A 21,365-nucleotide genomic window follows, 5' to 3' on the forward strand; every position below is an offset into this window, starting at 1 on the left:
GTTATACCATATCGACATCTCGCTAGATTTTGTCGATCGCGCCCTGACTACCGTAACTTACCAGCAGGTCTACGACTGGGAAACCGCCAACACCTGCCCGACGCGATACACTCAGCTAAGAGTGCTCCGAGAGAGGACGGAATCGGCCACGGCCGCAGCCTAACAGAGGGAACATTTTAGTTTTAAGTGTTGATGGCATCTCACTTAAAACCATCAAAACATTCCGTCATATTATCATTATAAAAGCACTCTATTTTCACTCCATCATAAAGTGCAACAAAATCAACACTTTGCAGTTCATTTAAAGAGCGACTCAAGTTACTATCTGATTTTGGCAATCCTATCCCATAGTATATTGACACCCAATCAAACTTCCGAAGCAAGTATCTTAATGACTCAATATATTCGTCAGAATTCTTGATACGTTTAATCTTATCAAAATCTGACTTAGTAAATTTATCTTTATTTTCAAAATAAAGAACTACTCCATTTTTAAATGATATTATATCGGGTATAACCGATTTCTCGTTTTTTGAATCTTTACTTTTCTTATTGCTATGTAATACATAGCCCGTACCACTCTGAGGAAAATCAAAGCAGACTATTGACCAGCCCAAATCACTTAAATGGCTTAGCATTCCAACAGTTAATTCAGCTTCATCCATAATTACCCATCTCTCCACAAGGCACCGTCAGTAAATAGAATTGCATCAGCAAAGTAGCTGTATACTCGGATATGTTTTACCTTACTGTAAGTTGATCCATATCTGACTTGCATATAATATCGAGGTATCTCTGATTTTTTTAGTTCCTTAAATGATTTAGCAAGAATATTTTTGTTCTCGCTCTTCTGAACAGCTTTTGTAAAATCATCTATAGATGCTTTTTCACTATGAAGCTCTAAGCGATAATTTTTAATCTCTATACTTCCCCATGCCAAAACAAGATTATACTTCCTCTCCTCAAATGATTTACCTTCTCTACATATCAAGTAGTCAATTGCTGCTAAAGCTCCTGGATATGGATCGCCTCTAAACTTGGCATTAACTTGATAAATTACCGTCTTGCTCCTAGACCGAAGCAATTCGCCAATTTGATAGTTCATTCCATCCTTTCTGGTAAGATATTCAATTAGATAGGATGTGTCTACCTTTACTGTAGCACTTACAGGAGACATATTTTCATGTCCGCCTTTTCTATTGAACTCCTTACTCATGAATGTACTACGTTCCATTACTGAACGTAAGCCGAGAGAAGCCTCAAGTCCAGTCACTACTCCTTTTTTCTTAATTGATAAAATGAGGTCGTTCATTGTACTGAACATCAAATTCATTTCATCATCCGAACTATCTGGACTTCCAGCATATTGAAAATCTGGCTCATATTTCAGCCCCTTTTTATCCCTATTTGGGCAATCTTCTATTGCGTTTCCATCATTTAAATCAGACGGAAAATAATATAACAATGCAGGAATTTTGTGAATTTTCATTACATCCAACAGAGCCTTAAACACTAATGGGTTTATTTTATCCCATCTACTAGGGACTCCTTTCCTATCAATAATTACTCCCTCAGGATAGATGTAGAATGCTGGCACTTGATTTTCAACAGATGCAGCTAGTCTTGCAAATCTTTGAAATGCATTATGACCAGTACCAGCCTCTGAACTCACTTCAATAGAGAAAATGGGCTCGTGATCGAGTTCTACGATTACGTCAGGTGCATCTAAATAGAGTATGTTTTTGATGTGATGAGGCATAGTGTGAAAAAAAGCAGAGTTGTTTGCATCACTCTCGTACATTTTACTGTACATCACCTCATAATTCTTTAAGTCTGTGTTCTCGACAATAAACTTAGCAAATGGAAGAGCACTATGCCAGATCCGAAACCTCATGTAGATATTGTTTGATCGCTAAAGCTACAGCTTTTGCCAGTAATGGAGGCACAGCGTTTCCTGTTTGAACACGAGCCTGAACAGTTCCACCTTTTATAACTATATGATCTGGGAAGCTTTGTATCCTACATCTTTCTCTTATAGACAATCCCCTTGGATCAGAAGGATGACCTAATTGAAATTGAGGTCGTATGCCGCCCGACACTTGAGTCGGACTCAACCCATCCCACGAAAGTCTTATTCTCTGCTTGAACTTAGGGTACATTGGTGAACCTGGTTCTGTATTCCCTATTCTTGAAATTGTAGCCTTAGGATGCTTAGGCGATCGATGATTCTCAAGCCTTTTACCTTTCTTTTTCCTCATCAACCGCTGAAATTTAGAGGTAGCTTTGCTTCCATATTCAAATTTCTCCTCTCCATTAGATAGCGGTGGTAAATCTCCAATAGCTTGCTCTATTGTCACGTATTCTTGACTCGTAGTCGGACCATGAGTCTTAACAATATCATCAAAACTAAAATCTTTTGACTTAGTTCCCACAAAAACTAGTCTAGTTCTTTTTTGAGGTACTCCGTAATCGGGAGCATAGAGTAGCTTACTCGTTACTTTCATCCCTGACACTAAACTAAGACTCTTTTCTATATCCTCTGAAAAAGTACCAGTACTTTTCATTCCTGATACATTCTCAACAACAATAGAATTTGGTTCTAGATAGTCCACAAACCTGAGAAATTCTAAGTACAAAAAATTCCTGTTATCGTCTTGCTTTCTTTTCCTATTATTTAAAGAGAAACCTTGACAAGGAACTCCAGCAACTAGTACATCAACCTTCTTACCGTCAAGGAGATTTTCAATCATTTCTGGTGTAACTTTCTTGATGTCACCCAAAATCGCTGAAGATTTCGGGTGATTATGCTTGAAAGTTTCGATTGCCGGTCTAAGAATATCACAACCTAATGCGACATCGAAGCCTGCCATTTCAAATCCAACGGAAGTACCACCACAACCACAGAAGAGTTCAACTACTAGTGGCTTTTTAGACGTGTTGTGAATGGTCCCTTTATGAAGTACAGGATCTCCGTTCCAATAGTATGAACTTTTCTCGACTTCTACCTCTTTATCCCATTTGTTGTCAGTAACCATTCTCGTGCTTGAATTTTCGTACAAAGATAACTGTGTATCGTTGACCTCAAGAACACTAACGATAGATTTATACTTCATTTTTTCAACAAAAATACAAATAAATTTAAAAATAAAAAACAAATTGTTCTTGCATGCAAAAACTTGCTTACATACTGTTGTACACTTCCCCTATGCCCACCAAGGCTGACGCATCATACCTGAAACAATTCTGATCGTCGCTTATCTGAGAACGCAGCGCGCATTCTCGCCTTCTTGATTCCAGCTTTACTTTTACCTGGCATCAGATAATTCATCGCTATTTTTCGAATAAGGCTCAAGTTGGTCGCCGCATTTCCCTTTCGCATCCTGCTCGCATCCTCTTCAAAGGTTACATCCAGAACATGATGTAGGCTGTATTCCACAGCCCAATGCTGTCTGATTTTGATCGCAATTTCGTTTATCCCCTTGTCTAGACTCGTCACATAGTAATGTGTTTCAGTGCTAAAATCAGTTTCTTTTCGAGTTATTCGTCGTTCTCTTCTGACTTCAATTACGTTGGCCAGCATCGAATAAGGAGAGGTGACTCGGGCGTCCAATTGAGTGGCGTTTACCAGCCGATACGTTCTGCGCTCTTCGCGACCATGACCTGTTTCGGTAATTTGATACTCATCTTTTTCTATGGCCTCATCACCAAAAACCTCTTTAGCAGCGCCAAGTAATTTACCGTTACGCCCCTTTAGCGCAATCAAATAGTCGGCACCTTTACTTATGATAAGTTCCATCAAGTCAAAGTTGCAAAAATTGGCATCACCACTAATACACTTTCCTTTAACATCAACACTTTCAATCAATTGTACAGCACCCTTCGTTTCACCCGACTTACTGTCAACAGCAGTTTGACCTAAGGCTATACTACTGGCAGCGGCAAAACAGTTGACGACGATCTTAGCGTAATCTCCACCTTCTCTGCGGGGCTTCATCTGGTCCATCCGATTAGCACTGCTCGCCAACCGTTTCAAAGCCCCTCCACCTAAAACCCCTACCTTGTAGCCACTACCGAACCAACCAGCACGTCCTCATGCGCATTATACTTTGCTCTTTTATCCTTTTGCTTTGCACCTGCGTCCGCGCCCAGGAAACGCCCAACCAGACCATTAATTCGGTCTTTGCGTCCATGAAGGCCGGCGATACCACGGGAATGCGCGCCTACTTCCACCCGGATGCGACCCTGCACAGCGTGGTGACCAAGCCGACGGGCGAAACGGTGGTTTCTTCGGGCAGCATCGACCGCTGGTTTGCGGGCATACAAAAAGCCGAAGCGGGCGACTGGGAAGAAGAGCTGAACTACACCGAACTGAACATCGACGGTCACCTGGCCAGCGCCTGGACGCCCTACGTGTTCAACTTCAAGGGTAAGCTGCACCACTGCGGCGTGAATGCGTTCCAACTGGTAAAAGACGGCGAAGCCGGCCAGTGGCGCATCCTCCACATCACCGATACCCGCCGCGACGCCGAAGGCGACTGCCAGCCGGTGAGCAAGCAAACACCCCGCGCGGCCATCGAAGCCCTGGCCACCGGCTGGCACAAAGCAGCCGCCGATGCCGACTCCACCGCTTTCTTCGACGCCCTGACCGACGACGCCATCTACATCGGCACCGATAAGGGCGAACACTGGACGAAGGCCGAGTTCCTCGGCTTCGCCGCGCCCTACTTTGCCCGCGGCAAAGCCTGGGATTTCCACGCCACCGAACGCCACATCTTCTACGACCCCAACCAGCAGGTCGCTTACTGGGACGAAGTGCTGGACACCTGGATGGGACCGTGCCGCGGCACCGCCGTCGTGAAACGCGCCGGCCCCGATGGTTGGAAGATCGCCCACTACACGCTGAGCATGACGATCCCGAACGAGAAGGTGCAGGAAGTGATTAAAGCTACCGGAGAAAAAACAAAAGAACGGTAAAACCAAACGGCTCATGTACCTACAACTTCTGAAAACACTGATCTCTACGCCTTCACTCTCCCGCAAGGAAGACCAGACGGCTGATATAATAGAGGCCTTCCTGCGCAACCGGGACCTGAAGCCCAACCGCCACCTCAACAACGTGTGGTTGAAGTCGCGCAACTGGCAAGACGGCCAGCCCGTGATTTTGCTCAACAGCCACCACGACACCGTGAAGGCCGCCGCGGGGTACACCCGCGACCCGCACAAAGCAGAGGTAATCGACGGCAAACTGTACGGTTTGGGCAGCAACGATGCGGGCGGAGCGCTGGTGTCGCTCATTTCGGCTTTCGTTGAGCTGGAGAACGATCCCGATCTCGGGTGCAACCTCATTCTGGCCGCTACGGCCGAAGAAGAGATCAGCGGCCCCAACGGCATCGCCGCGCTGCTGCCGCTGCTGGGCCACATCGACGCGGGGATCGTGGGCGAGCCCACGCTGCTCGACCTCGCCGTCGCGGAGCGCGGCCTGGTGGTCATCGACGGCGAAGCGCAGGGTGTTTCCGGCCACGCCGCCCGCAAAGAGGGCGTCAATGCTCTGTACCTGGCACTGGATGACATCGCCGCCATCCGCGACCACGTATTTACCCGCCCCAGCGAGCTGCTGGGGCCTACTTCAGCCAACGTCACCGTACTGAACTCGGGGACCCAGCACAATGTGGTGCCCGACCGCGCTACCTTCCTGATCGATCTGCGGGTCAACGAAGCGTACCGCAACGAAGAAGCCGTGGCCGAACTGCAGGCCGTTTGCCGGCACGCAGTGCTGACGCCCCGGAGTTTGCGCTTGCAGTCCAGCGGGATTGCGGCGGCGCACCCGCTGGTGCGCGCGGGTCTTGCCGTCCGGCCGGAGGCGAAGGCCTACGGCTCGCCTACCCTTTCCGATCAGGCGCTGATGCCTTTTCCTACCCTGAAACTCGGCCCGGGCGACAGTGCCCGCAGCCATACGGCGGATGAGTTCATCTACGTCGCGGAGGTGGAGGCAGGGCGGAAGATGTATGCTTCGTTGTTGCGAGAGGCTTGGTGAGGCCATTCGCGGCTCAGCCGTTATTTTCGTGGTGAGTGTATTACAATACTACTCTACATTTTGATTTTCCCCCTCTCCCCCCGCCCTCTCCAACAAGCTTCGCCTAAGGCTCAGCGGAGAGGGAGCCAAAAATGTAGAGTAATGTGGTGTATTACAATACTACTCTACATTTTGATTTTCCCCCCTCTCCCCCCGCCCTCTCCAACAAGCTTCGCCTAAGGCTCAGCGGAGAGGGAGCCAAAAATGTAGAGTAATGTGGTGTATTACAATACTACTCTACATTTTGATTTTCCCCCTCTCCCCCCGCCCTCTCCAACAGGCTTCGCCTAAGGCTCAGCGGAGAGGGAGCCAAAATGTAGAGTAATGTGGTGTATTACAATGGTTCGCTACGATTTCAGGCAGCTCTGGCCCCAGACAATTTTCCCTGCCGGTGCCAAGGCCGACAATCGGGAGTTAAAGCCTTGGATTTCATTTGAAACTACTTTGGTTCCCATATAACCCTCAGGCAAAGCTCAGCCTCCTCAGGAGCTTAAGCAAAAGGTGTGTAATCTGCCGATAAAACAGACCAACGATCTTAACCCCAAAACGCGAAGCGTTTTCACCAGCTCCCTTCTCCTTCGGAGAAGGGCTGGGGATGAGGTTACGAGCGGCAGCGAGCAAAGCAGTCCAGCTGCCATCATGACTTCATATCCACAGACGGAACACCCTTTTGACCTCACCTCACAGAAACTGCACAGCAAAAGGGGCCGGAAACAGGGTTAACACATTCGATTTTAAGCCTCCAGCCCGAAACCATAGCCACCGTCAACAGCTTGCAAACTAAAACGCGGAGCGTTTTCACTAGCCCCCTTCTCCTTCGGAGAAGGGCTGGGGATGAGGTTACGAGCGGCAGCGAGCAAAGCAGCTCAGACACCATTATGACTTCATATCCACAGACGAAACACCCTTTTGACCTCACCTCACAGAAACTGCACAGCAAAAGGGGCCGGAAACAGGGTTAACACATTCGATTTTAAGCCTCCAGCCCGAAACCATAGCCACCGCCAACAGTTGTCCAGCCCAAAACGCGGAGCGTTTTCACTAGCTCCCTTCTCCTTCGGAGAAGGGCTGGGGATGAGGTTACGAGCGGCAGCGAGCAAAGCAGCTCAGACACCATCATGACTTCATATCCACAGACGGAACACCCTTTTGACCTCACCTCACAGAAACTGCACAGCAAAAGGGGCCGGAAACAGGGTTAACACATAAGATTCGATTTTAAGCCTCCAGCTCGAAACCATAGCTACCGCCAACAGCTGTCCAACCCAAAACGCGAAGCGTTTTCACTAGCCCCCTTCTCCTTCGGAGAAGGGCTGGGGATGAGGTTACGAGCGACAGCGAGCAAAGCTATTCAGACACCATCATGACTTCATATCCATAGACGGAACACCCTTTTGACCTCACCTTACAGAAACTGCACAGCAAAAGGGGTCGGGAACAAGGGTTAACGCATAAGATTCGATTTTAAGCCTCCAGCTCGAAACCATAGCCACCGCCAACAGCTGTCCAGCCCTAAAACGCGAAGCGTTTTCACTAGCCCCCTTCTCCTTCGGAGAAGGGCTGGGGATGAGGTTACGAGCGGTAGCGAGCAAAGCTGTCCAGCTGCCGTCATAACTTCATATCCACAGACCTTCATCGTCCTCCGGAGCCAGTATTCTTTTTTTAGATTTATTTTTGCGCACAGGCAGCGTTCTGTTTATTCCAACCGTTTGCCTAACAGTTTTGATGATGAAAGATTCTACAGCCTCACTTTATTCTCACTAGTAGTTTTGTTTTACAGGCTGTTTACGAAAATGGGGAAGCCGGACTAAACGTTCGGCTTCCCCATTCTTTTTGCGGGTGGCGAACTAAAAGCCCCTTCTAATCATTTTTATGGTTCATTACCAAAATACACACCTATGTTCGGAGACATGATGAACCAGATGCAGGAGATGCAGGAGCAGATGAAGAAGCAGCTCGAAGCCCAGACCTTCACTGCCGAAGCCGGTGGTGGTGCCGTTACGGTGACGTGCACTGGTGCCCGCGAGATCACCAACGTCAAAATTGACCCGGAGCTGCTCGACCCTGAAGATGCCGAAGGCCTCGAAGACCTGATCGTTGTAGCCACCAACCGCGTTTTGGAGAAAGCTGCCGAGTACGAGCAGGGCCAGGCGGGCAACATGATGAACAGTATGCTGCCGGGCGGCCTTGGCGGCCTTTTTGGCGGATAGTCACTTCACCCATTTTCGGAAAGCCGTTTTCAGCTTGAGTTAGCGCCCCGGGGTGCTTCTACCAATAATCTATGCAGGAATTAGCCGGAATTATTGTTCTCGGAATCTTCGCTCAGTGGTTGGCCTGGCGCGTTCGCCTGCCTGCCATTCTACCGTTGATCGTGGTCGGTCTGCTCGTAGGGCCGATTTCCACCTTGTTTACGGCCGACGGCTCTAAACTCATCAACCCGATTTTTAACGGAGAGTCCGGTCTTTTCCCGGGGAAATCCCTGTTTTACTTCGTCAGCCTTGCCATCGGCATCATCTTGTTCGAGGGTGGGCTCACGCTCAAGGTGAAGGAAGTAAAGGAAACCCAGCGCACCATCCTGCGGCTGATTTCGATCGGTAGCCTGATCACTTTTGTTGGCGCGGGCTTCGCCGCGCACTTCCTGATGGAGCTCAGCTGGAGCATCAGTTTTCTTTTTGCCGGGCTCATCATCGTCACCGGTCCTACCGTTATTGCGCCTATTTTGCAGAACATCCCCCTGAACCGCAACGTAGCTACGGTACTGAAGTGGGAAGGCATCCTAATTGACCCTATCGGTGCTTTGGTGGCCGTACTCGTATTCGAGTTCATTAACTCCGCGGGGCACGGAGCGGAGTACACCGTTCATGCTTTCGGCACCTTCCTTCAGATCGTGATCATTGGCGGCACTTTCGGTTTTTCGGCGGGGATTGCTCTTTTCCACATCCTCAAAAAAGAGCTCGTTCCCCACTACCTGCTCAACGTATTTGTGCTGGCCTACGTGCTGATGATCTTTGTGGGTAGCGACATGGCTGCCCACGAATCGGGCTTACTCTCGGTGGTCGTTATGGGCCTCGTACTGGCCAATAAGGACGTCCCGAGGATCGAAGAGATCCTTTACTTCAAGGAAAGCCTGAGTGTTCTGCTCATCTCCATCCTCTTCATTCTGCTGGCGGCCAACATCGACATTACTGAGCTTCAATTGCTCTACGAAGATTGGCGGCCGATTGCACTTTTCGGCTTCGTGGGTCTCGTGCTGCGGCCGTTGAGTGTGTTCGTAAGCACCTACGGCGGTAACCTCAACTTTCAGGAGAAGCTTTTCATCAGCTGGGTTGGTCCGCGTGGCATCGTGGCGGCGGGTATTGCCTCTCTTTTTGGGCTTACACTGGCCGATAAGGGAGTTCCCGGGGCAGAATACATCACTCCGCTGGTCTTCATGATTGTGCTTGGTACCGTTTTGCTCAACGCTACAACCGCCCGGTTGGTCGCCCGCCTCCTCGGCGTGGTACAGGATGTATCGGATGGCGTACTCATTCTGGGTGCCAACGGTTTTGCCATCACCATCGGTAAATACCTCAAAGACCACGGCCGGATGGTCCACCTTGTGGATTCCAACCCCAACCATATCGCCAAAGCGAAGAAAGCCGGCCTGGAAGGCATCGTAGCCAACATCTACAACACCGAACTGGCCGACCTGTACGAGCTGCTCGACGTAGGCTACCTGCTGGCCTTCACCAGCAACGACGACGTGAACACCTACGCCCTCAATCGCTACGAGAAAATATTCGGCGAAAGCGGAGCTTACCGGCTCGTTACCGGCGATGAGCTGAAAGGCCGGACGGAGCCTTCCGACGAGCGCGTCTTCAGCTACACCGAAGATTTCATCAACCTGAGCGAATCCAACCGCGAGTCTGCTACCATCCGCGAATTCCCGTTCACTACGGCCGGGCAACTGCAGGAGATGCTGGCGCAGGCCGCTACGAACATCGACATCGCGCCAATTTTCCTCAAGCAGCCCGACGGGCAGCTGCAGGTAATCCCCGAAAACCCGGGCGAGCTGAACTTCGATACCGGTGCCATCTGGCAGCTCGTTTGCCTCGGTAATGCACTGGCCACTTCAGACGACACTCCGCAGGCGACCGAAGCAGAGAAGGAGGCGTAAAGCCAGCAGAATCCGTTCTGAACGTTGGGCGTAACCGTTCCTGACGGCTACAATTCCCGACCGCAGGAATGCGAAAAACTCACATTTGTCGTGGGGGCGCGGCCGCAGGTGCAAGGCGGAGAACAACAAGGAGCAAGGCAGGGACGTTAAATGGTTACAACTGTGAGCAACACCTTAAAACCTGAAATTCCCCGTCTAACCAACTCTCCTCTCATGCGCTTTCTGCTAACCCTGGCCATTCTGGCCTGCGCCGCGCTTTCCTTTGCACAGGACCCGGCCGACATCTACCACAAAACCGTCGATCTCGACGACATCAACCAGATCAGTTTCGATGTCTACAAAGATGACCAGCTCGAAATCAAGAGCTGGCCGGGAGACGACATCCTGATCGAAACCAGCGTTAAGCTCAACAACGGCGAGCCCCACATCCTGAAGTTCTTCCTCGGCAAAAAACGCTGGGACCTGGCCGAGCAGGTTTCCGGAGACCAGTTGGTCCTGGAAAGTGTCGATAAGCAACGCCGCGTCGTTCAGGGTACTGAGTTCTCCACATCCGAGACCGTCAGCATCGTCGTCTATATGCCCGAAGATTTCTCCGAATCAGGAGACCGGACCTACAAGCGACAAAGCCGGTAACGCCTGTTCGGCAGCCTTCAGGCTGCCCCTGCGCCGCAAAAGCAATCGGCCCCACAAGCGACAAAGCCGACAACACCGGTTCGGCAGCCTTCAGGCTGCCCCTGCGCCGCAAAAGCAATCGGCCCCACAAGCGACAAAGCCGACAACACCGGTTCGGCAGCCTTCAGGCTGCCCCTCTATCGCAAAAGCAATCGGTCCTCGAGTGTGCGTATCGCCAATCAAAAGCGATTGCGACGCAGGAGCTTGCGATAGCCCTGACGCGGCTCCGAAAGGACCATTGTTGTACACACGGGGTTCAGTATCTTTGCAGCTTATGCCAACTACCTTCGAGATCAAACTTCCCCCAGCCGATTTACACGACCAGGACGCCCTGCGCCGGGCGGTACTTCGTCAGGGACCTCTGCCATCCGCCGATGTGGGCGAAATCATTGTCGAGCGCCGGAGTATCGACGCACGTAGCGCCCGCCCCGTATTCCGGATGCGGGTAAGCGTTCTCGGCCCGCAGGAGACCATCACCCCGGAAGCTCCCGTCATGGATGCCTACGGCGATGTTTCCGATAAGCCCGCCGTCGTGATCATCGGGTGTGGTCCGGCCGGCATGTTTGCAGCCCTGGAGCTAATCGAACTCGGCCTGAAACCGATCATCATTGAGCGGGGTAAAGATGTACAGGCCCGGCGGCGCTCCCTGCGCGCCATTCAGCAGTTCGGGGAGGTAGACCCCGACTCCAACTATTGCTTCGGAGAAGGCGGAGCTGGCACCTATTCCGACGGAAAACTCTACACCCGCAGCCTGAAACGGGGTAATTACCAGAAGTCGCTCAACATTCTCGTAGAGCACGGCGCTCAGTCAGAAATCCTGATCGATGCCCATCCCCACATCGGCTCCAACAAACTACCGCAGGTAGTTGCTAATATGCGCGAAACCATCCTGAAGTGCGGCGGAGAGATTCGCTTCGGGCACCGCATGACAGAGTTGGAACGGGACCAGAACGACATCCAGGCGCTGGTTATCCTCGACGAAAAAGGAGAGACCTACCGCCTGACAGCCAAAGCTTACATTATTGCGACGGGCCACTCGGCCCGCGATGTGTACGAGCTGCTGCACCGCCACAACGTACGGCTCGAGGCCAAGCCGTTCGCCCTCGGGGTCCGCATCGAGCACCCGCAACCGCTCATCGACCGCATCCAGTACCGCCAACCGGAGCGGGAGGAGAACCTCCCGGCCAGCAGTTATAAACTCGTTACTCAGGTAAAAGGCCGGGGCGTTTTCAGTTTTTGTATGTGTCCCGGCGGCTTGGTTGTACCTGCCGCCACGGCCCCCGGCGAGATCGTTGTGAACGGCATGAGCCTTTCGCGTCGCGACAGCCCCTACGCCAACTCGGGAACCGTTGTTGCGGTGGAACTCGAAGACCTAAAGCCTTACGCTAAACACGGGGTCTTTGCCGGCCTTGAGTTTCAGAAAGATGTAGAGCAGCGGATGTTCCGTGCCGGCAACGGCAGCCAGGCGGCCCCGGCTTCCCGCATAACGGACTTCACGAAGAGTAAAACCTCCAAAGACCTACCCGACACGAGTTACATTCCCGGTTTATTCCCGGCTCCTCTTCATCAGTTGCTTCCGCAGTCCATCTTCAGCCGCCTGCAGCAAGGCGTACAGGACTTTGGCCGCAAGATGCGCGGGTACTACACCGAGGAAGCCAACGTGATCGGTACCGAAAGCCGGACTTCAAGCCCGGTCCGTATCCCCCGCGACCGGGCCAGTTACCAGCATCCCGACCTGCCGAGTCTCTATCCCTGCGGTGAAGGCGCCGGCTTTGCCGGCGGCATCCTGAGTGCGGCCATGGACGGGCAGAACGTAGCGAAGGCCGTTGCGGCAGTACTCGTTGGTGATAGTAAGTGAACGGCGTGAGATCAGGCACATCAGCCAGGACATCAGGTAGTGCAGCAACCTGAAACCGTACAGTAGGCTACATCAGAAACCGGCTTCCAGTTATTTGCTGCTGTTCATCTTCCGCATTTCGTCTCTGATGTCAGACAGGAGCTGGATATCCTTAGGGGTTGGCACTGTGGCGTTTTTCTCGTCCTCGGCTTTCTCTTTTAGTTGGTTGATTACCTTGATCACGAAAAACAGCGTCAGGGCCACAATCAGGAAATCGACCATGGCCTCCAGGAAGAAACCGTAACCGATCACTACTCCGGGGTCCGTCACCGTTCCGTCGGCGGCGGTTACAGGCTCCTTCAGCACCAGTTCCATATCGGTCAGATCCACCCCTGCGGTGAGGTAGCCCAGGGGAGGTGTGATGATTTTTTTGACGAGTACATCAACGATTTTGTTGAATGCCGCACCGATGACGACACCGATGGCCAGGTCGACCATATTGCCCTTGACGGCAAAGTTTTTGAACTCCTGTAAGAACTTGCTCATAAGTTGGGTAAGAGACTGGTTATATCCTCTCCAACGGAAGGCGGAGACTGTTTGTTAGCAAGCCCTGCTCTTTAAGTCCGTCCGCATTGCACCTGCGCCCGCGCCCGACCAGCAAAAGTTAACCTCCGAAGGCCCGCCACAGCAAAGGACCAACCGCCAAAACGAACAGGATGAGGTGAAAAAACTCAGCCCTGCCCGACGGTAAAAGAATGAACCGCAGGCCAACCAGCAGGCCCAGCGGGCACACCAGCACCTGTAAAGCCGGCAACAACCCCACGCTACTGAGCAATAAGCTCAAGGCGCCGAAAAACAATACCCAGGCGATGATGCCCGAGTTCTTCTTCCCCTCGATGTTCAACAACCGTACTATATTCCCGTACGACCCCATCACCACCAACAGCAGCACCCCCAGAGCGATCAGCCCCGGCAATGAGGACGCTTCGATCCCGGTAAATTCGACAAACCGGAGCCCCGAGAAATTTCTTGCCGGTACTCCTTCCCAGTTCCCGAAGATATAAGCTATCGTAAAGCCCAGAAAGTACATGAGGCCTCCACCTACCAAAAGTTGCATGATGCTGCGGAGATCGGGCCGCCGTAACGTCCCCACCCCGATGATCAGCGCGGGCAACAGGCAGAGATAGAGGGGAACGAACAGCGAAGCCAGCCCCAACCACGCCCCGGCGTTGAACAGGGGCACAGCGGCTTCTTCTTTCTTGTACACACTCGCCAGAGACAAAAGCCCCAGCATCAGAAAAAGATTCGCGAAGTGGAACGATTGTAACTCCCGGAAAGCAGGTATCAGGCCCCAGCAGAGTACGATAAAAAGCCCAGGAAACTGAGTCACCTTACGCGACAACCGATACCGGGTAACCAGCATGTTGGCGACGATACCCTGCATGGTAACCAGCAGGACGGGCAGCAACAACGACAGCCACCTTTTGCCTTCCAGCCAGCCAACTACCGTCCTTCCGGCCGTACCACTGATTACCTCCGCTCCCGCCGCATCCGGAGTACCAAAGAAGGCCGGAAGCTGCAACAGCAAAGCATAAAAAAACAGTAATAGCCCCGCAGAGGCCTGATTGGTACGAAAAAGAGAAAGCAAGATGAGAAAGAGGTTGAAGCAAATAGAGGGCTTACCAGAGAATCCGCATCCGGCGGACGATTGGCCGCTTGAATTCAGCTGTTGGATTCTCTAACGGGCCCTAAGGTAATCTTGAAACGCACCTGTAAAAAGAATTTCAGGAGAAATCCGTTCATAACTGCCTAAAAACGTTGCCGAAAGAGGGTATTCCCGTAGTCTGTTCTAAAACTCTCCGCTTGTTTGGCGCTCAGTGTCAGCAATCAGCTCCGTTGCGGTCTTATACGCTGCCGCGAGGTCATCGGCTTTATCCTGGCCGGCATACAGGGCCATTTCGCAACGTTGGAGCAGCTGATCGTACCGGTCGGTGAGGGTCGCGCTTGCACCGGCGGAGGTCAGTTTTTCCCGGATGTTGCGCCGGGTGAGGTCCGCTACCGGCAGCTGGAACTTATCCCGTAGATACCCCAGTAGTGAGCCTTCGATCGCATCGTAGAAAGCCCGGGGCTCTACCTTGTCGAGGTGAATTTTGGCCGACTTCAAGCGTTCCTTCGCAGCCCGCGCTGCGCGTTCGCGGGCGAGTTCCACGGGGTCGCGGTTGTCCAGGTGGGAACGGTAGCGCTGCCACCCGATGAGCCCTCCGGCGAACAACAAAGGCAGCAGGAAAAGCCCCCAGTAAAGCGGCTGCCCGGGCAGGCTGCTACCGTAGGTTCTGCCCGCGGGCAGATCGGTTACGGGCAACAGACTGAGCTTAGCCTCTTCGGTGGTGGTGGTATCGATTTCGTAGGTGGTGTTACCCGATCCCGCGGCGACCGTGATGTTGAAGTTTGTTGGTGCGTGCACGACGTAGCGCGCACTGTCGACGTCGAAGTAATGCATTTCGGGGCGCAGGTTGTAGACGCCGGCCCGTTTGGGCACCACCTTGTATTCGAATATTTTACGTCCCAGCATCCCCGTAGGACTGTCCAGGAATTCTTCGGAGATGATGTCCGGGTCGTAGATGTTCCAGTCTGCTTCACTCACCGGGGGGAAGGTTTCCAGCCTTTCTATATCGCCTTCACCGGTCACCGTAATCCTCAGGGTAAGGGCGTCGTCGGTCGTCATTCGGTCACGATCGGCCTGTACTTGCATGCGGTATTCACCTACTCCGCCGCTGAAATTGTCTGGCCGCGGCTGCGGCAATTCGCTGACGTCTACGTATATCGTATCGGTGTTCAGCGGGATTTGTTCGGTAAATCTCCGGGAGTAACTGCTGTTGCCGCGGTACCGCAAAGCGCCCAGCACCATCCGGTACGGCGTGATGGTAATGCGCCCGCTCTTGGTGGGAAACAAAGCGATGCTCAGTAAGGTCCGCCGCTGGTATTCGCGCCCGTTCTCGATGATCGAACGGGGCCGGCCGTCGTATTGCCGGCGGGGCTGAGCGTAGAAACCATCGTAGCTGGGCTCCTGCACCAGGTTACGGGAAATGATGTTGGTGGTGGAGTAAAGGTTGAGGTTCAGGATGATCTGCTGGCCAACAAAAGCCGTGTCGGTGGTTAGCTCTGCGCGCAGAAAATCATCGGGCGTTCCCGCTGCTGCAGCGTCGTCTACTTCGAGTACATCTACCGATTTCGAATTGGTCCGGTACGTGCGCCCGCTGGCGCGGATGGAAGCGGGGCCAATGGCCAGCTTGCCCGTACGCTTAGGTTGCAATTGCCAGCTGTAGCTCAGGTAACTCGTCCCCACACCGTTGATGATCGAGGTTCCGAGCGAGCGCATGGGCCCGCGCAGGACAATGAAGTTGTCGAATTTCGGCGGGGTCAGCTCATTGCCCTGGGCGTTGTTGAGCGTGAGTTTGAACTCCAGCGTGCTGTTTTGCAGCATTTTCGTTTTGCTCACTTCCGCGACAAAAGTGATGTCCTGATGCTGAGCGGCCAGTTTCGGGGCGCCAACGCAGGTGCAGAGTACGATTAGAAGAGCAAAGAATGGTCGCATCAAAGTTGGTTCGTTGGTTCGTTGGTTCGTTGGTTCGTTGGTTCGTTGGTTCGTTGGGGCAACTCTTAATCAGAGTTGAGGTTGTCCGGGGCGGGGAAGTTTTCGGTGATTGGTCGAGATTGCTACCCGGTATTACCAGTCTTTTCCGTCTTTGCATCCGGAGCGGGCTCCTTGTTGCAGTTTTTTCATTGTTTCCTTTTCTGCCTCTTCGGCAATTCCGAGTTGCCGTTCGGCTTCCTCACGGCTCATCTTCGGCTGGTTACGGTTAGCGGTAGACTCTCCGTTTTGCCCTGCCTGTTGCTGTTGTTCCTGGTCTTTCTGCTCCTGCGGATTGCCGTCTTGCTGTTGCTGGTCCTGTTGTTCTTGTTGCTGATCGCTTTCGTTCTGCTGATCGCTGTCTCCTTGCTGCGGGTTACCCTGACCTTGTTGCTGCTGATCGTTCTCCTGGTTCTGGTCCTGAGGGTCACCTTCCTGCCCTTCTTGATTTTCCTGCTGTTGCTGTTGTTGCAGCCGACGGATGGCTTTACTCAGGTTGTACTTCGTCTCTTTGTCTTCCGGGTTGATGCGCAGGCTTTGTTTGTACGCTTCTACGCTCTCCTGGTAGTTTTCCTGACGGTAGTGTGCGTCGCCCAGGTTTCGGTAGGCACTTGAAGTAATCGTCGGGTCTTTGCTCAGGCTGGCGGCTTCTTCGTACTTCTTGGCTGCTTCCTCGTAGTCGCCGCCCTCGTAGAGCGCGTTGCCGAGGTTGTAATTCCCCTTGGCCGAGTTGTCGGATTCGAGGGCGCGGTTGTACTCCGATTTTGCTTCTTCGAAGTTCTTGTCCTTATACGCCTTGTTCCCGTTGCGCAGGGCACGGTGGCTCGTTTGGGCTTCGATTGTGGCCAGGGAGGCAAGCGTTAGCAGCAATATGAGTAAGTAGCGCATTTTATTCGGATGTCAGGGTTCAGAAATCGGGGTTCAGTTGTTGGAGTTCAAAGATCAGGCTCAAACACGGAGCAAAAACTTCAGTTTTGGAGCGGGCCGTGCGGCAGCCTGATCGCCGCGCTCTGACACCTAGATTTCAAGTTCCGCGGCTCGTTTGCGGTCTTTGCGCCCGAGTGCAAACTCGAACAGCAGCAGGAGGATCGCCGGAGCGAGGAACCAGTAGAAATAACTGTCGTAGGTAGAAAAAGATTGGCTCTCGAACTCTTGTTTTTCGATTCGGTCGACCTTGGCCCTGATGGCTTCGGCCAGGTTCTTGCTGTCGCCCGAGAGTGGGAAGTAGCTTCCGCCGCCAGCAGATGCGATGGCCTCCAGCGTGGCGGGATCGGCATTGGTGGTTGCGGGCCCTCCGCCGTTCTGGCGGACATAATCTCTGCGGCCATTGGCCAGCTCCACAGGCATAAAGCTCCCCTCCTGCTTACCTACACCGATGGTGTAGATCAGAAGCCCGGCGTCGTTGGCGCGGCTTGCCGCCGCGGCTGCGCTGCCGTCGTGGTCTTCTCCGTCGGAGATGATGATGAGGGCACGGTGGTTGGCGCTCTCGTCTTCGTAAGCCTCCTCGGCTCGGTCAATTGCTTCGCCGAGGTTAGTTCCCTGAGCAGAAATCTGGTAAGGCCCCGCTGCGGAGATCACCGACTTGATGAAAGCGTAATCCGTCGTGAGCGGCGCCTGCATCAGTGAGGTGCACGTAAAGAGTTCTACACCGATGTTGTTGCCAACGAGTTCGTCGACCAGTGTCGTGGCGAAGTAGCGCGCCCGTTCCATCCGGCTGGGCTGAACGTCTTCGGCCAGCATGGAGTTAGATACATCCAGCGCTACGACTACATCGATGCCTCTGCGTTTTACTTCCTGCCGCTCGGCCGCCCACTGAGGGTTGGTCATCGCAACGGAGAGTAAAGGGATGGCGAGTACCAGAAGGATGAACTTGGTCCAGGGCAGGCGCCGGTTCATTCCCGGAGCGAGTTGTTCGATCAATTCCCGGTCGGCAAAACGATCTAGCGCGGCACGGCGTCGGTTCCAGTACCACAAAAACAGGCCGATCAGGACGGGGACGACCAGAAGCAAATAGAGGTATTCGGGGTTTTGTAAGCGAAACATTTAGATGATTGCAGTATGCAGATTGCAGGGTTCAGGTTGCAAGATACGGGTTGAGCGCTTTTGGCGCAGCAATTTAGAGGAGCAATCGTGCGGCAGGCGTTCAGTCCCTAACGTTACCGCGGGAGAGGAGGTGCTTGAAGGCCTGTGCCCTATGCCTTCCAACCTGTTTTGTATCCCGCGTACGCGCCTTATGGTGAGAATTTACCGCGCGAGACGATACAACGCTTACTTAACTCCTTTTATGTCCTTTATGATTCCCATGATCGAAGGCGTCATCTCCTTCGGCATCGCGAAGGTATCCCGCCGGTATTTCGCCCAACTTTCCTCCTCGGCCAACCGGTGATCGACTTCCCGGCGCAGCGCCGCACAAAGGTGCCTCAGGTGGCGGAACTTCTTTTCGATCTCTTCGAGTATCCGTTGTGATTCCTGCATGCTGTTACTCGGGAAGATGTCTACCTGCAGCGCGATCTCAACCCGCCGGGCCTGCTTCGAGTAGAACCACTCCTGGATTTCTTCCAGTGCAATGCCGCCCCGGTTTTCGGCGCTCCAGCACAAAACGTTGTACAGTTCTGCTACTTTAACAGCCGGTATTCCCTCGCTCAGCTTATAGATCAGTTCCGTGATTTTCTCGCGGGGCACCATGCCCAGAAAGGTGAGCAATTCGGCAAAGGTCTCTTCTCCAAACCCTACCTGTTCGTAGCCCGGGCGGCCTTCAAGCACCATCAGGTCATAGACTTTTCGGAGTTGGGTACGGGCTTCGCTTATCATAATTCATTGATTCGTTGGCAGAAGTGACTCGCTGGGCATTTTCCTTTGTTCCGGTACACCCGAACATTGTCACTATGGTACTGTCCGTAACACCGTGTACCGCAAAACGGTTTCCAGTAACAGGAGCCCCAGGCCGATGAGCAGGAACCGGCCGAATTGTTCTTCGTACCGCTTGAACACGGTCGTTTCAATTTCGGTCTTCTCCAGTTCGTCAATATAATCGTAGATGGAAGCCAGCTCTTCTTCGTCGCGGGCACGGAAGTAACGACCGTTGGTGGTTTCGGCGATGTAAGCGAGCAGTTTGTCGTCTACCGTACCCCGGGTAGGCTTGAAGGTGTAACGCCCGCCGCCCAGCGGGCTGCTGGGCATCAAAGTTTCCTGACCGCTGCCTACGCCGATCGTGTAAACCCGGATGCCGAATTCTTTGGCCAGCTCCGCGGCCAGCTCCGGGCTGTGGTATCCCTGATTGTTCTCGCCATCGGTAAGGAGGATGATAATTTTACTGGCCACATCACTGTCTTTGAGCCGGTTTACAGCCGTGGCAAGACCGGTTCCGATGGCGGTACCGTCGGTAATTTCCCCCATTTCAAGCTCAGCAATAAAACGGTCGATGATGTCTTTATCGACCGTCAGTGGAGATTTGGTGTAAGCTTCTCCGGCGTAAACAACCAGACCGATACGATCAAATTCCCGGCGGGATACAAACTCGCGGGCAACCTGCTTGGCTACTTCCAGGCGGTTAGGTATGAAATCGGTCGCTCCCATACTGGTAGAAAGATCCATCGTAAGCACGATATCGATTCCTTCCGCGGTGACGGACTCTTCGCTCAGGTCCAGTCTTGGACGAGCCAGAGCGATGATCAGAGCAGAAAGAGCCGCAACCCGCAAAATGGGTAAGAACGGACGAACGGTGCTCCGCCAGCTACTGAGCCCGGCGATAGATTTTGTGCTTGGCAGGCGCAGGCTTACCTCCTGGTCGCGCGTTTTCCGGAAACGCCAGTACCAAATCAGCGGCGGCACCACCAGTAAAGGCAGCAGCCAGGGAAAGACGAACTCGAATTGATTCCACCAGTCTATCATTCTTCTTCGTTGTTGCCCTCTCCCCCGGTCCCTTTCCCCGGAAGAGGAGAGACATTGGAGGTATCAGAGTTGTTTGAATCATCAGGCGCGGCCGCAGGTGCAGGCGAGGTTGCCGGAGCAACAACCGCTACCATATTGGGTTCGGGTTCGGGAGCTGGCTCTGGCTCAATGCCGGTTTCTTTCACAAAGGCGCGTACCCGGTCCAGACTCTCTGCGTGCAATTCCACCGCGGGGCGTGCCTTGGCGAACTTCACCAGATCAGAAATCTGCAGCAGATTACTCAGTTCTTTGGCCCTGCCTTTATCGAAATCGTTGCGCTTGCTCAGTTTATCGGTGATCTGGCGGGTCGTCATCTCCAGGGCCTGTACGTTGAAACGGCCTTCGAGGTATTCACGGAGAATGTGCGTAAGCTCGGAGTAGTATTCCTTGGTTTGGCTTTGTTGCCAGAGCTCCTTACCCTCTAGTTCTTTCAGCGCATCCAGAGCGACGAGGTAAGCCGGTGGCGGCGGTGGCGGTGGTGGCGCATCCGCTTTGCGACGCTTCTGGATGGTGTAGAGGATGTACCCCAACCCGGCCACGATGAGCAACAGGAAGAGCCACCAGAAATCTAAAAGATTCAACGGCTCTTCAATGATAGGCTTGATGGGCATGATCTCTTCGTCGTCGCCTACGGGAAGCGCGTTTACCGTCAGGAGCAGATCGTTGGTGTAGGCAGTGTCCAGGCGTCCGTCGGCAGCTTTAAAGACGAAGGGCAGCGGCGGCACAGCGATGTAGCCGGTATCGAAACTCGTGATCAGGAAACGTTGCTGGAGCAAGAGCTCCGGATTTTCGGCAACTACATTCAGCTCTTTGGCATCGATGGTTTCTAATCCCTCGAGTCCGTCAATGTAATCGGGAGCCATGCCGGTAACGTCCGTTCCCGGAGGTGCGGAAATATTAACCGTAAGCCAGATCTGATCGCCCAACTCAATGGTTTTACGGCCCAGCTCTGCCCGGGCAAGGACTTGCTCATTGGTACTCTGCTGGGCGGCGAGGCCGGTTGCCAGGAAGATCAGTAGGAGTAATAGTCTTTGGGGCACGGAGGGCTTGGTTCGTTGGTATTTTG

The 21,365-nt window shown here is 52.9% G+C and carries 18 protein-coding genes; 6 read left to right on the top strand and 12 right to left on the bottom strand.

All coding sequences use genetic code 11. The features are described 5' to 3' along the window. Nucleotides 1-200 precede the first annotated feature (200 nt). The 4 genes from FUA23_RS17445 to FUA23_RS17460 form a co-directional block, all read right to left on the bottom strand. Nucleotides 201-665 (bottom strand): hypothetical protein, encoded by a 465-nt coding sequence (locus tag FUA23_RS17445; RefSeq protein ID WP_147932049.1) that lies wholly within the window; start codon nt 663-665, stop codon nt 201-203. A gap of 2 nt (nt 666-667) precedes the next feature. Further along, nucleotides 668-1,894, bottom strand: a complete 1,227-nt coding sequence (locus FUA23_RS17450; protein ID WP_147932050.1) for a hypothetical protein — start codon at nt 1,892-1,894, stop codon at nt 668-670. Beyond that, nucleotides 1,872-3,155, bottom strand: coding sequence for a DNA cytosine methyltransferase (locus FUA23_RS17455; protein ID WP_147932051.1), 1,284 nt, complete (start codon nt 3,153-3,155; stop codon nt 1,872-1,874). Before FUA23_RS17455 ends, FUA23_RS17450 begins: the two co-directional genes overlap by 23 nt. Nucleotides 3,156-3,226: 71 nt before the next feature. Next, complete coding sequence (locus tag FUA23_RS17460) at nt 3,227-4,003, bottom strand: ISAs1 family transposase (protein WP_147932052.1); 777 nt, start codon at nt 4,001-4,003, stop codon at nt 3,227-3,229. 89 nt (nt 4,004-4,092) lie between these two features. Between FUA23_RS17460 and FUA23_RS17465 the strand changes: the two genes are divergently transcribed. From FUA23_RS17465 to FUA23_RS17490, 6 genes are all read left to right on the top strand, one after another. After that, nucleotides 4,093-4,974, top strand: a complete 882-nt coding sequence (locus FUA23_RS17465; RefSeq protein WP_147932053.1) for a nuclear transport factor 2 family protein — start codon at nt 4,093-4,095, stop codon at nt 4,972-4,974. A gap of 13 nt (nt 4,975-4,987) precedes the next feature. After that, nucleotides 4,988-6,034, top strand: a complete 1,047-nt coding sequence (locus FUA23_RS17470; RefSeq protein WP_147932054.1) for a M20/M25/M40 family metallo-hydrolase — start codon at nt 4,988-4,990, stop codon at nt 6,032-6,034. A 1,937-nt stretch (nt 6,035-7,971) separates the two neighbouring features. Next, nucleotides 7,972-8,283: a YbaB/EbfC family nucleoid-associated protein gene (locus FUA23_RS17475; RefSeq protein ID WP_147932055.1), complete on the top strand. Its 312-nt coding sequence runs from the start codon at nt 7,972-7,974 to the stop codon at nt 8,281-8,283. A 71-nt stretch (nt 8,284-8,354) separates the two neighbouring features. After that, on the top strand, nt 8,355-10,229 hold the full coding sequence (locus FUA23_RS17480) for a cation:proton antiporter (protein WP_147932056.1): 1,875 nt from the start codon (nt 8,355-8,357) through the stop codon (nt 10,227-10,229). A gap of 213 nt (nt 10,230-10,442) precedes the next feature. Then, nucleotides 10,443-10,862: a hypothetical protein gene (locus FUA23_RS17485; protein ID WP_147932057.1), complete on the top strand. Its 420-nt coding sequence runs from the start codon at nt 10,443-10,445 to the stop codon at nt 10,860-10,862. A gap of 313 nt (nt 10,863-11,175) precedes the next feature. After that, nucleotides 11,176-12,759: an NAD(P)/FAD-dependent oxidoreductase gene (locus FUA23_RS17490; RefSeq protein ID WP_147932058.1), complete on the top strand. Its 1,584-nt coding sequence runs from the start codon at nt 11,176-11,178 to the stop codon at nt 12,757-12,759. Between the two features lie 90 nt (nt 12,760-12,849). Here the strand turns inward: FUA23_RS17490 and mscL are convergent, their stop codons facing one another. The 8 genes from mscL to FUA23_RS17530 form a co-directional block, all read right to left on the bottom strand. Beyond that, a complete protein-coding gene (mscL, locus tag FUA23_RS17495; RefSeq protein ID WP_147932059.1) occupies nt 12,850-13,284 on the bottom strand; it encodes a large-conductance mechanosensitive channel protein MscL in 435 nt (144 codons plus the stop codon). 118 nt (nt 13,285-13,402) lie between these two features. Further along, nucleotides 13,403-14,386, bottom strand: coding sequence for a DUF6427 family protein (locus tag FUA23_RS17500; RefSeq protein ID WP_147932060.1), 984 nt, complete (start codon nt 14,384-14,386; stop codon nt 13,403-13,405). Between the two features lie 201 nt (nt 14,387-14,587). Beyond that, nucleotides 14,588-16,333 carry a BatD family protein gene (locus tag FUA23_RS17505; protein WP_147932061.1) on the bottom strand — a complete coding sequence of 582 codons (1,746 nt, stop codon included), beginning with the start codon at nt 16,331-16,333 and terminating at the stop codon, nt 14,588-14,590. 132 nt (nt 16,334-16,465) lie between these two features. Beyond that, nucleotides 16,466-17,257 (bottom strand): tetratricopeptide repeat protein, encoded by a 792-nt coding sequence (locus tag FUA23_RS17510; protein ID WP_147932062.1) that lies wholly within the window; start codon nt 17,255-17,257, stop codon nt 16,466-16,468. A gap of 129 nt (nt 17,258-17,386) precedes the next feature. After that, nucleotides 17,387-18,412, bottom strand: coding sequence for a vWA domain-containing protein (locus tag FUA23_RS17515; protein WP_147932063.1), 1,026 nt, complete (start codon nt 18,410-18,412; stop codon nt 17,387-17,389). A 225-nt stretch (nt 18,413-18,637) separates the two neighbouring features. Then, a complete protein-coding gene (locus FUA23_RS17520; protein ID WP_147932064.1) occupies nt 18,638-19,180 on the bottom strand; it encodes a hypothetical protein in 543 nt (180 codons plus the stop codon). Between the two features lie 72 nt (nt 19,181-19,252). After that, nucleotides 19,253-20,260: a vWA domain-containing protein gene (locus tag FUA23_RS17525; RefSeq protein ID WP_147932065.1), complete on the bottom strand. Its 1,008-nt coding sequence runs from the start codon at nt 20,258-20,260 to the stop codon at nt 19,253-19,255. After that, the gene (locus FUA23_RS17530; RefSeq protein WP_147932066.1) at nt 20,257-21,339 is read right to left on the bottom strand and encodes a hypothetical protein; all 1,083 of its coding nucleotides are present in this window, start codon (nt 21,337-21,339) and stop codon (nt 20,257-20,259) included. The genes FUA23_RS17525 and FUA23_RS17530 overlap by 4 nt, the downstream gene beginning before the upstream one ends. Nucleotides 21,340-21,365 lie beyond the last annotated feature (26 nt).

Origin of the sequence: Neolewinella aurantiaca, from assembly GCF_008014675.1 — a bacterium.
Lineage (GTDB): Bacteria > Bacteroidota > Bacteroidia > Chitinophagales > Saprospiraceae > Neolewinella > Neolewinella aurantiaca.